We start from the raw sequence: 14,934 nt of genomic DNA on the forward strand, positions 1-14,934 counted from the left end.
AAGATAGAAACCCTTTTATTTTCAGCGTCGATAAATGAAAGAGGCCTGATTCATGAGATTCCTGCAAGTCAGTCTGTTCCTTTTGATGTCTGCCAACCTGGTTGTGGCAGCTGATAAAACCAAGCCTGCGGTATCCAAAGTTGATCAACGGCAGCTGCATTTCTTTGAAAAAGAAGTGCGCCCTCTGTTGATCAAACACTGTCTGGAATGCCACGGCGATTCCAAACAGAAAGGGGAATTGCGCGTTGATTCACTCAAAGCGATGCTCACCGGTGGTGAGAGCGGCCCTTCCATCGTTCCCGGTAAATCGCACGAAAGCCTGCTGATTGAAGCGATCAACTACGAATCGTATGAGATGCCGCCGGATGAAAAACTGTCCGATAAAGAAATCGCTGTACTCACACGCTGGGTCGATTCAGGAGCCTTCTGGCCTGAAAACGCAGATTACGTCATTAAAAAAGGGAAACTGGAAACCTTCTTTACTGAAGAAGACCGTAACTTCTGGGTCTTTCAACCCGTTCAACAGACAGACGTTCCCGAAGTCAAAGCGCAGGACTGGTCGAAAAATCCGGTCGACGCGTTTATCTTTAACCGCCTGAAAAAAGAAGGCCTCCAACCCGCCGGCGAAGCCAGCCGAACGACGCTGATCCGACGTGCCTACTACGATCTGATTGGCCTCCCTCCGACGGTGGAACAGATCAATGCCTTCGTGAATGATCCCTCTCCCGATGCCTGGCCGCGCTTGATTGAAGAACTGCTGGCAAGCCCGCATTACGGCGAAAAATGGGCCCGCCACTGGCTGGACGTGGTTCGTTATGCGGAATCAGACGGGTTTAACCAGGACGCATTTCGTCCGGAAATCTGGCGGTACCGCGATTACGTCGTGCGTTCCTTCAACAGCGATAAGCCTTATTCGCAGTTTGTGAAAGAACAGCTGGCCGGTGATGAAATTGCCCCTGAAGATCCGGAAGCGCTGGCTGCCACCGGTTTCCTCAGACATTATCTCTACGAATACAATCAGCGTGATGCCCGTACGCAGTGGAATGACATTCTCGACAACATCACCGACGCCACCGGCGATGTATTTATGGGAATGAGCATGGGCTGTGCCCGTTGTCACGATCACAAGTTCGATCCGATTTCTCATCAGGATTATTACCGCCTGCAGGCATTTTTTGCTCCGATGATGCCTCGCGACGATGTCCCCTTTGTGACACCGCAGGAGCTGGCTGAATACAATCAGAAACTGGAGATCTGGGAAAAGAAGACTGCTGACATTCGTGCTCAAATCGATGAAGTAACTAAGAAAACACTCGAAGGAGCCGCCCGCAGTCAGATCAAGATGTTCCCCGCCGACATCCAGGAGATCATGGACAAGCCGGAAAACGAGCGGACTGCTCACGAGCATCAGCTGGCTGACCTGGTCAATCGACAGGTGGAGATTAAAGAACGGTCTTCGCTGGCTTCACTGAAGAAAAGTGATAAGCCCCACGGGAAAAAATATCAGGAACTGCTCAAGCAGCTGGCTGCCTTCGATGATCTGAAACCCAAACCGCTGCCGACCGGGATGAGCGTCACCGACTCCAAAGGTGCAACGCCCATCACCACGATTCCCGATGATCCGAACCACACTCCCATCGTGCCCGGCTTTCTGTCCTTGTTGAAACCGGGTGAAGCAGAGATCGTCCCTGTTTCGACCGCGCCACATTCCACAGGACGTCGCACAGCGCTGGCGAACTGGATGGTGAATCCTCAGAACCGCCTGACGACCCGTGTGATTACCAATCGCGTCTGGCAGTATCATTTCGGTACCGGACTGGTGGCGACTGCTAACGACTTCGGTCATATGGGAGAGGCGCCCAGTCATCCGGAGCTGCTGGACTGGCTCACAACTTACTTTGTCGAGAATGGCTGGAGCATTAAAAATCTGCACCGCCTGATTATGAATTCTTCGACATACCGTCTGTCCGCATTTCATCCGGCTCCGAAACAGGCCGAACTGAAAGATCCGATGAACCGGTTGCACTGGCGGGCGAACATCCGCCGCCTGGATGCAGAGGACATTCGCGATTCTGCCCTGTTCCTCTCCGGGGAACTGGATGCAAAACTCGGTGGCCCGTCTGTCAGTGCGAATCAGCCACGGCGCAGCATCTACACTATCATGAAACGCAACGTTCAGGATCCCGTGTTAGGCGCCTTCGACTTACCCGGCGGTATCAAGAGTGTCGCCCAGCGCGATGTTACGACCACCGCCAACCAGGCTTTGCTGATGATCAATGGCGACTGGTTCCTGAAACGTGCCAATGCGATGGCCCGTAATGCGCAGAAAGAATCCTTCAATTCCGAAGAAGAGCTGATCAGTCATCTGCATCAGATGGCTTTCGGTAAAAAACCGGAGCCCGCTGAATTGGAGTTGTTCTCGGAATTTCTTAATAAACAGCAAAAACGGATCGCTGCCGAAGCCGACAGCCACAAACAGACCTTTATCGGCCAGATTACTCAGGAAACAGGCGATGCCATCAAACTGGGGAAAGATTCAAAGCTCTCCAGTCTGAGTGTGGGACCCGCCAAAGCGCTTCCTGATTCGGACCTGACGATTGAAGCCGTGGTGCAGCTGGATTCCATTTACGAGAATGCGTCCGTCAATACGATTGCCGCTCACTGGACCGGTAACTCGAAACAGCAGGGCTGGTCGTTTGGTGTCACCAGTCAGAAATCGGCCTACAAGCCGCGGAATCTGATTCTGCAACTGGTCGGTGATAACAAAGAGGGCAAACTGACTTATGAAGTTGTCCCCTCCAATCTGCATCTTGAACTGCATAAACCTTATTATGTCGCTGCTGCCATCAACATTGCGGATACCAGCGAGAAAGGGATCACGTTCTTTGTGAAAGAACTCTTCTCAGATAAACCACTGCAGACTGTTTCCGTCAAACATTCTGTTGTAGGCAACTATCGTCCCGATCACAACTTTGTAATGGGGGGGCGTGAAAAAACTTCGAGCAGCAGATGGACGGGCCTGCTCGATAATGTCCGACTTTCCAAAGCCGCCTTAACTCCAGAACAGCTTTTCATTAACCAGCCCGAAAAACAGTCAGACGCCACTGTCGGCTTCTGGCAGTTCAATGATGAGAACAGCCTGTTGAAAAACCAGGTGGCTGGTGCATTGAAAATTCTCCCTCCTTCCGAATCCTCTCTCGGAGCCAGCAACGCACGTCAGCAGGCTTTGGCCGATCTCTGTCATGTGCTGTTAAACTCCAACGAATTCCTCTACCTGGATTAATCTCAGTCGTGACTTACGACAGCAAGAGTAGAAAGACAATCCTATGAGCAATCAGACTCAACAGAATATCAATCGACGTGAGCTTCTTTTTCAGGCCGGCGCAGGTTTCGGCGGGATCGCTTTAAATGCCATGATGGCGCAGCAGGCACAAAGCGCAACCATCCCGGATCGCAAATCGCTGTCTCCCCTGGCATCAAAGCAGACTCATTTTCCTGCAACCGCGAAAAGTGTCATCTTCCTGTTCATGGAAGGGGGCCCCAGCCATATCGACATGTTCGACCCTAAACCGGAACTGCAGAAACTGGCTGGCAAACCACTGCCCGAAAGCTTCAAAAAACCGATCACCGCGATGGGGGAAGTCAATTCCCCTCTGCTGGCTTCCAAGCGAAAATGGAAGCAGCACGGCGAAGCGGGCACCTGGGTTTCAGACTGGTTGCCTCACACCGCGACCTGTGTCGATGACATTGCAGTCCTGCGGGGCTGCTGGACCAACGGCATCAATCACGCCGGCGGTGTCTGCCAGATGAATACCTGTATTCCGCTGGCTGGTCGTCCTTCGCTGGGCAGTTGGGTGACGTACGGACTGGGAACGGAAAACGAAAGTTTGCCGGCCTTCGTCGTGATTCAGGATAATAACGGCACCGTCGTCAATGGTCCCCGTAACTGGGGAACCGCGTTCATTCCCGCTGTCTACCAGGGCACACGCCTCAATACCGGAAAAACGCCGATCTCGAACCTGTATCGTCCCGAAGACATTTTCCCGACACAGGAAGCGGGCAAACTGGATCTGCTCGCGAAACTGAATCAGCGACATGCTGCCTCACGCAAACAGCAGTCCGAACTGGATGCCCGGATTGAATCCTACGAACTCGCATTCCGGATGCAGGCTGCTGCTCCCGAAGCCGTCGACTTGTCTCAGGAAACGAAAGAGACCCAGGAACTGTACGGCATGGATCAGAAGGAAACCAAGGTCTATGGCACCAACTGTCTCCTGGCACGTCGCATGGTAGAGCGGGGCGTGCGCTTCGTACAACTCTACAACGGAGCGGGCAGCAAGTGGGATTCCCATTCCGGAATTGAAAAGCGTCACGCCAGCCTTTGTAAGGGGATGGATAAATGTGTCGCCGGCCTGTTGAAGGATCTCAAGCAGCGTGGTCTGCTCGATTCTACCCTGGTCGTCTGGGGGGGCGAGTTTGGTCGGACCCCGATGAGTGAAAAAGGGGATGGCCGCGATCATAACCCGACCGGTTTCACCATGTGGATGGCCGGAGGCGGCGTCAAAGGCGGCCAGACGATTGGCGGAACGGACGAGCTCGGCCTCTATGCTGTGGAAGATCGCATGCATGTCCGCGATATTCACACCAGCATTTATCATCTGCTGGGACTCAGTAACATGAAACTCGAATATCGCCACAAAGGCAGCCCTGAACGCCCGACCCTCAACGAAGGGGAGTTCATGAAAAAACTGGTTACAGGCTAGTTTGTTCTTTAAGTTCTATCACTGTAATGGTTTGTGTTAAATGCAGGATTGCCCGGACAGCGGGATTCCGCCGAGCCCTTCTGTCTGGGACAATCCTGAGAGTTTGACTCTTTTCTATTAATCAAACTCCTTTGAAAATCCTCTCTTGCACTTCGGTCTAAAACCGATACCATAATATATAAGCAACTTTTAGATATTATTCATCTTAAAGTCTGCGATGAGCCCTCCATACATACTATCCATCAAAGCATGGGTAGCCCTCACGAAACCATTACCAAGAGAGTCTTCTTCTATGATCGGGCGACTTTTCCTGGCGTATCTGTTTGCCACTACTATCTGTCTGAACTCAGTATCAGCGGCTGAACCTGCGAAACAGGCAGAGAAACTTTCGTTTGAAAACGATGTGCGCAAAATCCTCAAAGTTCATTGCCTGCACTGTCATGGCGAGAACGGCGAGATGGAAGGCAGCCTGGATCTGCGCCTCAAACGCTTCATGCTCAAAGGCGGCGATAGTGGTCCGGCGATTGTGCCCGGTAAAAGCGATCAGAGTGAATTGATTACCCGCATCGAAGCCAAAGAAATGCCTCCCGAAGGCAAGCAGATGTCGGATGAAGAACTGGCGATTCTCAAGCAGTGGGTCAATCAGGGTGCCCACAACATCAGACCCGAACCCGAATCAATTGGAGCCGACTACGTGGCCCCCGACGATCTCGCCTTCTGGTCGTTTCAACCGGTGAAGAATTATCCGGTTCCCCAGGTCAAACAACCTGCGCTGGTCAAACAGCCCGTCGATGCCTTTCTGCTCTCCAGACTGGAAGCGAAAGACCTGACATTTACTTCACAGGCGGATAAAACAATCCTGGCCCGTCGTGCGTTCTACGATCTGATTGGCCTGCCTCCTACGCCGGAAGAACTTAAACTGTTTCTGGATGACAAGAGCCCGGACGCTTATGAGAAGCTGATCGATCGCCTGCTGGCTTCCCCGCATTACGGGGAACGCTGGGGCCGACACTGGCTGGACGTCGCCGGCTACGCCGATTCCGAAGGTTACAATAATAAAGACCAGGAACGTCCCTGGGCGTTTCGTTACCGGGATTATGTCATCCGCGCTTTCAACAATGACAAACCCTACGATCAGTTTCTGAAAGAGCAGCTGGCCGGTGATGAGATGGTCAAGCCGCCTTACCATAAGCTGGGCCCCGAAGAGATGGAGAAACTGGTTGCCACCGGATTTCTCCGCATGGCTCCCGATGGAACAGGCAGTAACCCGGCTGAAAAGGAAGTCGCCAAAAACCAGGTGATTACCGATACCGTTGATATCGTTTCCTCTTCGATTCTGGGTATGACGGTTGCGTGTGCTCAATGCCACGATCACAAATACGATCCGATCCCTCAGAATGATTACTACCGGTTCCGTGCCATTTTCGAGCCGGCTCTCGACTGGAAAAACTGGCGAACCCCGGTCGCACGACGGATTTCGATCATGTCGGACGAGGATCGTAAGGTTGCCAATGAACTGGAAGTCGAAGCGAAGAAAGTCCTCGCAGAACGCACCGAGCTGGTGAATCAGTTTATCGACCGGACTCTGGAACGCGAACTGATGGATGTACCGGAAGAAAAACGGGACGCGATGCGAACCGCTTACAAAACCGCCGGTAATAAACGCAGCAAAGAGCAGGTAGCGATGCTCAAAGAGTATCCCCGCATCAATCGTCTCTCTGCCGGTTCGCTGTATCTTTACGATCGCACTCTGCATGAGCAGTCGAGTAAAGCCGCTCAGAAAGCGAAAGACCTGGCCAAAACACTGGTAGAAAAAATCGAAAAAGAAACGCTGGAGAAAATCCCCGCTGAGAAGAAAACGTTAGCACTGGCTGCGAAAAAAGCGGAAGTGAAAAACCAGACCAAGGAACAGAAACAGATTCTGGCTGAATTCCCCGCGTTGCTGGTTTCCGTTTCGAATCTGGAAAAATTCGATCCTAAAGGGGCGGCTGAGATTCAGCACCTCAAAGACGAATCGAAACGGTTGGCCGATCTCAAAACAACAAAAATTCTGACCGAATACAGCGACAAAGCAACCGCGATTCGGAATAAAAAACCGAAAGAAGAATTCATCCGTGTGCTGACAGAAGTGCCGGGAAAAGTTCCCAAAACCTTCTTCTTCAATCGCGGAGATTTCGAACAGCCCAAGCATGAACTCGAACCAGCCGGCCTGACCGTGATTAAATCCAACCTGGCAAAACCGGCTGAGATTCCCTCTCTCAACAAAGACATCCCGACAACCGGGCGTCGGCTGGCTTATGCCAATTACATCACCAACGGCCAGCATCCGTTGACGGCACGTGTGTTTGTGAACCGTCTCTGGCTGCATCACTTTGGTAAAGGCATCGTGGCCTCTCCCACCGACTTCGGCAAACTGGGCATTCCGCCAACTCATCTGGAATTACTGGACTGGCTGGCGAATGATTTTGTCGCCAACGGCTGGAAGATCAAGCGGATGCATAAAATGCTGATGACTTCGACTGCATACATGCAGAGTTCACAGCGGTCCGACGAATACGATGTCGTCGATCCGGACAATCTGCTGTATGGGCACATGCCCGTCCGCCGTCTGGAAGCCGAAACCATCCGCGATTCCATTATCGCCGTCACCGGAAAACTCAAACCCGAACTGTATGGCGAACCGGTCCCCGTGAAAGAAGACGAAGTCGGGCAGATCGTGGTGGGAATTGCCAATGTGGATTCAGCGGGCCGACAGGGGAAGAACCTGAAGATGGATGACCGCAAATTCCGTCGCAGTATTTACGTCACCGTCAGCCGCAGTAAACCGCTGGCCGTGCTCGATATGTTCGATGCCCCCAAGATGGAACCGAACTGTGAGAAACGTTCCTCTTCCACCGTGGCACCTCAATCACTGTTGATGATGAACAGCGCCTTCATGGTAGAAAATGCCGAACTCTTTGCAGAACGTCTGCTGAAAGAAAAAGCCGGTAATAGAGCAGAACAGGTTAAACTTGCCTGGATGCTGACATTTGGAAAAGAACCTTCGGCGGAAGAAATTCAGCAGTCTGTCGAATTTATTGATTCGCAGCTGCCTCAATTTAAAGATAAGAAAGACAACGCAGGAAAAACTCCTGAGCAACTCGCTTTGGCGACCTTCTGTCAGGCATTACTCAGCAGTAACGGCTTCCTGTATGTGGACTGATTCCATTTACCTGAGTTAGTTCATTGAAAAATAATTATTGAATCCGGTTAGAATAACGGTATCGAATTATGAAACAACAATCGATTTCAGCCCCTCATTCCAGACGACACTTTCTGGCTTCCGGTTCCATGGGCATCGGTTCGCTGGCTCTCTCCTGGTTGTTGAATCAGGATCAGGCTCTGGCCAAACCAGCCGTCGTGCGACCCGAGCTGGAAAAGAAACAGTTCGACCTCAGTCTGAAACCAACCCATCATCCACCCCGCGCTAAAGCCATGATCTCCATGTTCATGCAGGGGGGGCCCAGTCATCTGGATATGTTCGATCCCAAGCCGATGCTCCAGAAGTACGACGGCAAAAAATTTCCCGGCGACATCAAGTACGACAACGCAGCCCAGGCCAGTTCGAAAGTGCTGGGCAGCCCCTGGAAATTCAGCAAACACGGCGAATGCGGCATGGAACTGTCGGAACTTGTTCCCGGTTTAACTGAAGTCGTCGACGATATTGTCCTGATGCGATCCATGCACACCAGTGTGAACAATCATGGTCAGTCCATTTACGCCATGCACAGCGGTCGCATCCTGCCCGGTCGACCGACCCTGGGAAGCTGGCTGACCTACGGTCTCGGAGCCGAATCGGAAAACCTGCCCGCATATATCGCGATGGTCGATCCCGGCGGCGCACCCGTACTGGGTGTCGATAACTGGACCAATGGCTGGTTGCCTTCCCTCTACCAGGGAACCGTGATTCGTCCCAAAGAACCACGTATTCTGAACCTGAATGCCCCGCCACACCTGAGCGGCAAAGCACAGGAAAAATATCTCGACTTCCTGGGTAATCTGAATCAGCGTCACCTGAATCAGCATCCGGGAGAAGATGATCTTTCAGCACGCATTGCCAGTTACGAGCTGGCGGCCAAAATGCAGACCGCTGCAGCCGAAGCGCTGGATCTGAGTAAGGAAACCAAAGCGACACAGGACATGTATGGGATTAATGATCCCACCTCAGCCGAGTTCGGCAAACGCTGTCTGATTTCCCGTCGCCTGATTGAGCGCGGCGTCCGCTTTGTACAAATCATGACCGGCAACCAGACCTGGGACCATCACACCAACATGCGGACTTCACTCCCCCTGGCCTGTAAACGGGTCGATGTGCCTGCCGCCGGTCTGGTGAAAGATCTCAAACAGCGTGGTCTGCTGGATGAAACTCTGGTCCACTGGGGCGGTGAAATGGGCCGTCTGCCTGTGATTCAGAATGATGCGGGTATCGCCAAGCAAGGCCGCGATCACAATACCTACGGCTTCAGCATGTGGCTCGCCGGTGGAGGCTTGAAGGGGGGTATGACCTATGGTGAAACCGACGACTTCGGTCATCATGCCATCAAAGACAAGGTCAGCCACAGTGACTATCACGCAACGCTGATGCACCTGTTCGGTCTGGACGCAGAACGCTTGACCTTCACCCGTAACGGCGCACCACAGACGCTGATCGACGGACAGGAAAACCGCGTCGTCAAAGAAATCATTGCCTGATATCTGCTGAATAGAAATTGAAATAAAAAACGCCCTGCAGAAACAGGGCGTTTTTTTATGAGTCGTCTGTCGGAATTGATTACTTTGCCGGGATGGCAATCATATCCAGCACCAGAATACGATTCGGCACGCCCACACTTTTGACGGTCGCTTTGGAAGCTGCCGGCGGGCGCTGGGGATTATAGTATTCGGTACGAATTTTACCGAAGTCACCACTGATGCCGTCTTCGGACACGTAATAAGTCGCTTTCGCCAGATGCTGCATATCGCTGCCCGCTTCACCCACAATCGTCTTCAGTTGATTGAAAACGCTGTGAATCCGCGTGGGATAGTCGCCTGGTTCTTTCGAGGTAATGCCTGAAACATAAATCCGGTCGCTGACTTCCGCGATCGCGACCCGGCTGTAAACGGGTGAAGCTTTCATGCCGGTCGGAGTTTTATAAGTGACCGTTTCCGTGGGACGGGATGCGGGTGTTTCTTCAGGCATCGCGACAATCATTTCGATCTCGATCGGCAACGATGAAAACCATTCGACCAGCGTGACCGGCGGCCTGCGTTCTTCGGGGAAGATGCCGTCAATCATCTCGGTCACTTCATTGGCCTGGCTCATGGGGGTCATGAAGGCTTTGATTTGAACAATGTTCTTTGGCTTGGCACCCAGGAATTCCAGAGTCTGGAACAGTTCTTTCATCGTCAGAATGGCGGCTTCAGAAACCGTGTCGGCTTTGACGGCCTGACCGGAAATATAAGCCGTGCGACCCGCGGGAAGTAGAGCGACACGAAATCCGGAAGGGGCATCGTTGAACACTTTGGTTCCCGTCAGTTTGCTGGATGATTCCGTCGCCGCTACCGCATCCAGTGCCACCAGGGCCTTCGGATCGGGCAGCTTTGTCACGACATAGGTGCACGCCGGTTGGGCGATCAGTTCCAGTTCCTGCGTCAGTCGCTGTTGAATTTCCGGGACCAGTTCTTCACGGGCAACATAAATGTTCAACTTCACCAGTTTGTTAAGTGAGCTGTCCACTTTCTTCAAGAGATAGCTCAAATTCTTCAGAACAAGGGCTGTCTGCTCGCCGGCTCCGGTCGCATTGATCATCCCCCCTTTGATATTTAAGGGGAGGATTTGAGAGGTGTGTGCCAGGACATCGTCTTTCACCACGACGCACAGCGACGCCCCCGTTTTAGAGGAAGGCTTGTAATACGAGACCTCCGCTTTTGCCACGTCAGTCACTCCCAAAAGAAAAACGGCGAGCAGGAATTTTGTCAGAGTTTTCATAGTATGGTCAACTATTCAAGAAGGTACGGTTTGTATGATTCCAGAGTGTTCATGACCGGAATCGGTAGCGCTTTATTTTAATCGCCAGAATTCATCAAAGAAATTCGCATCGACGACTTTCCCTGGATACTGGCTGCCTGCGGGAGTCCGCAAATCGATAATCGCCCAGTCGGGCAGCATGGGTACCTGACGGGCATTATTCAGGTAGGCGTATTCACGATAGGTAAATCCGCTGTTGAGCACCACGTATTTTTCAGGGTTCAACGGATTGGGGAAAATCAGAATCGGAGCGTGGTGATCCGCCGGGAATTTTCTTTTACCCAGGATGATGGAATCCGCCGTCCATTGAACGGGCAGCTTGTCGGCGATCTTTTTAATGATCTGGTTACTCTGGGGATCGCCCCACAGGACGAGGTTGCTGGACGCGATCTCTTTGTCGGTGATCTCGGCGTCTTTCATCACGCGGGCATCGCCACGGAACTGCTGACGCCAGTGTACGATCGCATGCTGCATTTCGGATTGAACCCACTTGTCGACAGTCGGTGAGGCACACGTTCCGGAAGGGGAGACGAAGATAAACGAATCCATAAAGGCATCGTCAATCGGTCCCTGCAGATTATGTTTCTTCACCAACTGTCCGGGTTCGTAAGACGCGGGACCCACCTGCCAGCCATCACCGGTTTTATGAAATGAGACTTCCCAGGAACGGTCAGACAGCGGGCGGGGGGCTTCCAGTTTCATTCCATCCACCTGCACCGTCACCGGCTGTGTCATATCCAGCGGCGATTCACCGGCTGCCATTTTTAAAGAGAAAGCAGTCACGTTTTCTGTTTTCACATCGACACGGTTGCCGCTCAGCAGCCGGGCGTCGATGTGGGCCTGCTTCCATTCTTCGTCCATCGCATCCAGCGTCACCCACGCCATGCGATTGTATTTCAGCGTAAAAGCGGACAGGTGAATCGTGCTCGGCACGCGCTGTCGACCGATCCGCGCGAGGGAATCCATTTTCTCTTCGATGATGACTTTGGAATCCGGGTGAATTTTATGCGCAGTATCAGGGCCGATAATGTGAACCATATCGATCCCCACTTTTTTCAGCGCCAGTTCCATTACATCGGCGGCCTGCTTCTGTTTGTCAATTTCCCCACTGTAAGCGACAGTCGGGCACTGAAACAGGTTGAGTGCATAGCCCGGACAGTCATACAGCTGCCATAATTTTTCTTCGTACCAGGTGGGTTTCAGCTTTTCTTCCTGAAACACTTTCAGAAACAGTGGCGTTTCCGAGAAGCCGGCTCCCGGATTGGCGGCAAACCAGCGGTCGGCATAATGCACAGCGAACTGCCAGCAGGCCGCGCCCCCCATGGAAAAGCCACGGACAGAAATGCGATCGTCGTCGATGCGGTAATTCTGTTTAGTCGATTCCAGAGCTTCGAGGACATCGACTTCGCCGGCGAATTTGAACGCATTCGAATAACGGCCATACGGATGCAGCACAATTGTGTTGGCAGGCGTGTACTGTCCCCGGGATCGCTGCTGCTGGTTGATAAAGTTGACTTCGCTCAACCGTTCTCCGCGGCCATGAAACCAGAGGTCGCAGCGATACTCGCTTTTACCCGAAAACGTGTAATTGTCCGGGATGACCAGTCCGTAAGGCTGCACGGTCTGATCGATTTTGGAAATATAACCGCGGACGACCAGGCCTGTCTGTTGTGTCCAGGGTGCTTCCCCTTTCAACAACTGGTCGGCCCGTTCCTGTCCCTGTTTCAGCAGATTGAGTCCTGTTCCGATTTCCCGCTCGTGAAAGAACTCCTGATACTCGAGTGCAGACCAGACCGCGCGATAGTAGATTTCCACATCAGGGATCAATGCTTTGATGCGGGCATCCTTACTTTTCTTGAGCTGATCGAGCGAGGTCTTGAGTTTTGCCAGTCCCTGTTCCAGCTGCTGCTTTTGTTCCGCCGGAACTTCAACTCCCAGAGCGGGAATGCGCCGGACTTCGTCCGGAATATTATCTTTGGGACCATCCGCTTTCGTCAGGCTGGGAAGCAGAGTCAGGCAAATCAGGAATGCGCTTGTAAATTTGACAAGATGTTTTTGATAAAAAAGCATGGGATGATTCTCGCGAGGACTAAGAACGTCAGGAATGTTGTAACTTCTTAAACGGTGGCAACTAACATTGTGCATACTATCATGTCGGAAGTGACGGCGTTTGAAAACTGATTCAGCAAAGATATTCTCCGATCAGCCAAAGAGAGGATTTCCGCGACAATTGGCATGGACGATCGAAAAACTGTCTGTTAGAACACCTGAGTGCAATCGCAATTCAAATCTGGAAAGGGAGTTCTACATGTTAGTCCGACTGTTAACTGTTGTAATTTGTCTGATAGAAATTCATTCGATTTGTCGGGCAGAGACTGCCGTCCCGGTCCGCAGAGATAAACCAAAAAACTACGCGGCTCTTTCAGCTGAAAATAAAACGATCGAGTTTGGTCCTTTTATTTTAAAGGCAGAAGAACTGAATATCTGGGTCTCACGGGATGATCAAAATGTAATCAGACTAAAGGGTGATGCCCAAGTCCTCTGTGGTGAAACTCGTCTTAAAGCAGAGACAATTAATCTAAATTACAAAGATGAACATGATTTACGGATTGAGCTCAAGGGAAATGTTAAGATTGAAAATGAGCGTGATCAATTACGTATGTCAGCCCAGCACGCCTGCCTGGAGTATAAAAAGCGATTTTTAAGCCTCACCAGTAGCAAGCACGAGACTGTCTCATTAATTCGAACTCAGAATGAGCAGACTACAGAAATCACTGCTACACATATTCTTATGAGATACAAAGATCTGCAAACGATGTTGGTTCAACCTATCGAAAACGTCAATATTAATGAGCGGCAGGCAACACTGAAAGACACCGTCAGAGTCGCAACAACGGAGCCAAGTCAATTCGATTTCTTTGATCAAATCGCCATCGCTCAGATTAATCTGTTTTCGCATGACTGGGGTGTTGAGGCCAGAAAGCCTTATGTGCGCAACTAGTCTGATTAAAGATATAGATTAAGATCCCCCCGAGTACGACTCTTAATTCCTTATGGAGAAATAAAATGTCACGAAACCATTTTTCGTTCGTTCTGTCTCTTGTTGTTGCAGGCAGTATATTGAATCCGGGGTTCTCTGAAGAAATCGCGGAATCGAAGGATGAGAAAAAATCAGTCACTGCCGCGAAAGTTCAGACATTGCCACTGGATCAAATGATCTTAAGTGGGGAAGAAATCGATGTGAAAATCCATGGAGACGGGAATCGTGTTATTCGCCTGCAGGGGGGAGCGGGAATCAAAATCGATGAAATGTGTTTCTCGGCAGATGTGATAGACGCAACCTGTTCCAGCCATTCTGATCTTAAGCTGGATTTAAAAGGCACTGTGAAAATTATCAGCAGTGCCGATCAGATCAATGCGACTGCTGATGAAGCCCATTTCGATTTTGGGACGAACTCAATGAGTCTCAAAGGAACGGAAAAAGAGAACGTCAAACTGATTCGAGGTGTTGGCTCCCGGAATACCCAGATTGAAGCTACCGAAATTCAGGTTCAGTTTAAAGACCCGGGTGTGATTCAGCTGAAAACTTTGGGAGCGGCTACCTTTACCGAAGCGAAAGCGACTCAGTCAAATCCGTTTTCATTTCCCGGTTCTCGAAAACAGAACCAGTTTCAGCCGTTTTCTGCGGATGATCAGTTTAGACCTGCAGGTTTTGGATCTCCCAAACCGAAAAAGAAACCGGCTGGCAAGGTGTTTCAGGATAATACGATACCGTTTTCAGGGTCATAACGGATTCTTGTCTCGTAAATCAGCGTGATCTAATCAGATACGGTCTATCTCAGTATGAGATTATCCTCTTTTCACCTGCCGGCAGGATGGCTGCTGGCAGGTGAAAAAATCGGTATTGACCCCGTTTGCCGATTGCAATAAGCTCCCGATCCACACAAATCTCTCTCAAATCAAATCTCAATTTCTCTTCAGGTTTTCTGCTGTGTCGATTCCGGCACTGTTTGATCACTCAAGAAACAATTCAGTTAAATCGACTGGACTCAGTCAGGTTGTAGACTTATGCCTGTCTGCTTGAGAATCAACGTCTGTCCGGAAGCGGGTTCAGTGGGAAAACAA

The 14,934-nt window shown here is 51.2% G+C and carries 8 protein-coding genes; 6 read left to right on the forward strand and 2 right to left on the reverse strand.

Annotation, left to right across the window (positions count from 1 at the left end; all coding sequences use genetic code 11):
* Window positions 1-52 precede the first annotated feature (52 nt).
* The 4 genes from ACN0YN_RS22210 to ACN0YN_RS22225 all read left to right on the forward strand — a co-directional run bounded on the left by ACN0YN_RS22210 (window position 53) and on the right by ACN0YN_RS22225 (window position 9,494).
* Window positions 53-3,283 (forward strand): DUF1549 domain-containing protein, encoded by a 3,231-nt coding sequence (locus tag ACN0YN_RS22210; protein WP_417387215.1) that lies wholly within the window; start codon window positions 53-55, stop codon window positions 3,281-3,283.
* Between the two features lie 43 nt (window positions 3,284-3,326).
* Window positions 3,327-4,763: a DUF1501 domain-containing protein gene (locus tag ACN0YN_RS22215; protein ID WP_417387216.1), complete on the forward strand. Its 1,437-nt coding sequence runs from the start codon at window positions 3,327-3,329 to the stop codon at window positions 4,761-4,763.
* A 292-nt stretch (window positions 4,764-5,055) separates the two neighbouring features.
* Window positions 5,056-7,965 (forward strand): PSD1 and planctomycete cytochrome C domain-containing protein, encoded by a 2,910-nt coding sequence (locus ACN0YN_RS22220; protein ID WP_417387217.1) that lies wholly within the window; start codon window positions 5,056-5,058, stop codon window positions 7,963-7,965.
* A 68-nt stretch (window positions 7,966-8,033) separates the two neighbouring features.
* Window positions 8,034-9,494, forward strand: a complete 1,461-nt coding sequence (locus ACN0YN_RS22225) for a DUF1501 domain-containing protein (protein WP_417387218.1) — start codon at window positions 8,034-8,036, stop codon at window positions 9,492-9,494.
* 79 nt (window positions 9,495-9,573) lie between these two features.
* On the opposite strand, the gene ACN0YN_RS22230 is transcribed toward ACN0YN_RS22225, so the two are convergent.
* Both ACN0YN_RS22230 and ACN0YN_RS22235 read right to left on the reverse strand, forming a co-directional pair.
* Window positions 9,574-10,770, reverse strand: coding sequence for a RidA family protein (locus ACN0YN_RS22230; RefSeq protein ID WP_417387219.1), 1,197 nt, complete (start codon window positions 10,768-10,770; stop codon window positions 9,574-9,576).
* A gap of 72 nt (window positions 10,771-10,842) precedes the next feature.
* Window positions 10,843-12,879: a prolyl oligopeptidase family serine peptidase gene (locus ACN0YN_RS22235; RefSeq protein WP_417387220.1), complete on the reverse strand. Its 2,037-nt coding sequence runs from the start codon at window positions 12,877-12,879 to the stop codon at window positions 10,843-10,845.
* Window positions 12,880-13,117: 238 nt separating this feature from the next.
* Between ACN0YN_RS22235 and ACN0YN_RS22240 the strand changes: the two genes are divergently transcribed.
* Both ACN0YN_RS22240 and ACN0YN_RS22245 read left to right on the forward strand, forming a co-directional pair.
* Entirely contained in the window at window positions 13,118-13,810 is a 693-nt protein-coding gene (locus ACN0YN_RS22240) for a hypothetical protein (protein ID WP_417387221.1), read from the forward strand.
* Between the two features lie 65 nt (window positions 13,811-13,875).
* The gene (locus ACN0YN_RS22245) at window positions 13,876-14,598 is read left to right on the forward strand and encodes a hypothetical protein (RefSeq protein WP_417387222.1); all 723 of its coding nucleotides are present in this window, start codon (window positions 13,876-13,878) and stop codon (window positions 14,596-14,598) included.
* The last annotated feature ends 336 nt before the right edge of the window (window positions 14,599-14,934 follow it).

The sequence above is a fragment of the Gimesia sp. genome (assembly GCF_048260065.1).
In the GTDB taxonomy this organism is placed as follows: domain Bacteria; phylum Planctomycetota; class Planctomycetia; order Planctomycetales; family Planctomycetaceae; genus Gimesia.

What these genes read in the sequence shown, in the direction of transcription:
- ACN0YN_RS22215 (WP_417387216.1), top strand. Translation starts at nt 3,327, where the DNA reads ATGAGCAATCAGACTCAACAGAATATCAATCGACGTGAGCTTCTTTTT.
- ACN0YN_RS22230 (WP_417387219.1), bottom strand. Translation starts at nt 10,770, where the DNA reads ATGAAAACTCTGACAAAATTCCTGCTCGCCGTTTTTCTTTTGGGAGTG.
- ACN0YN_RS22240 (WP_417387221.1), top strand. Translation starts at nt 13,118, where the DNA reads ATGTTAGTCCGACTGTTAACTGTTGTAATTTGTCTGATAGAAATTCAT.
- ACN0YN_RS22225 (WP_417387218.1), top strand. Translation starts at nt 8,034, where the DNA reads ATGAAACAACAATCGATTTCAGCCCCTCATTCCAGACGACACTTTCTG.
- ACN0YN_RS22245 (WP_417387222.1), top strand. Translation starts at nt 13,876, where the DNA reads ATGTCACGAAACCATTTTTCGTTCGTTCTGTCTCTTGTTGTTGCAGGC.
- ACN0YN_RS22220 (WP_417387217.1), top strand. Translation starts at nt 5,056, where the DNA reads ATGATCGGGCGACTTTTCCTGGCGTATCTGTTTGCCACTACTATCTGT.
- ACN0YN_RS22235 (WP_417387220.1), bottom strand. Translation starts at nt 12,879, where the DNA reads ATGCTTTTTTATCAAAAACATCTTGTCAAATTTACAAGCGCATTCCTG.
- ACN0YN_RS22210 (WP_417387215.1), top strand. Translation starts at nt 53, where the DNA reads ATGAGATTCCTGCAAGTCAGTCTGTTCCTTTTGATGTCTGCCAACCTG.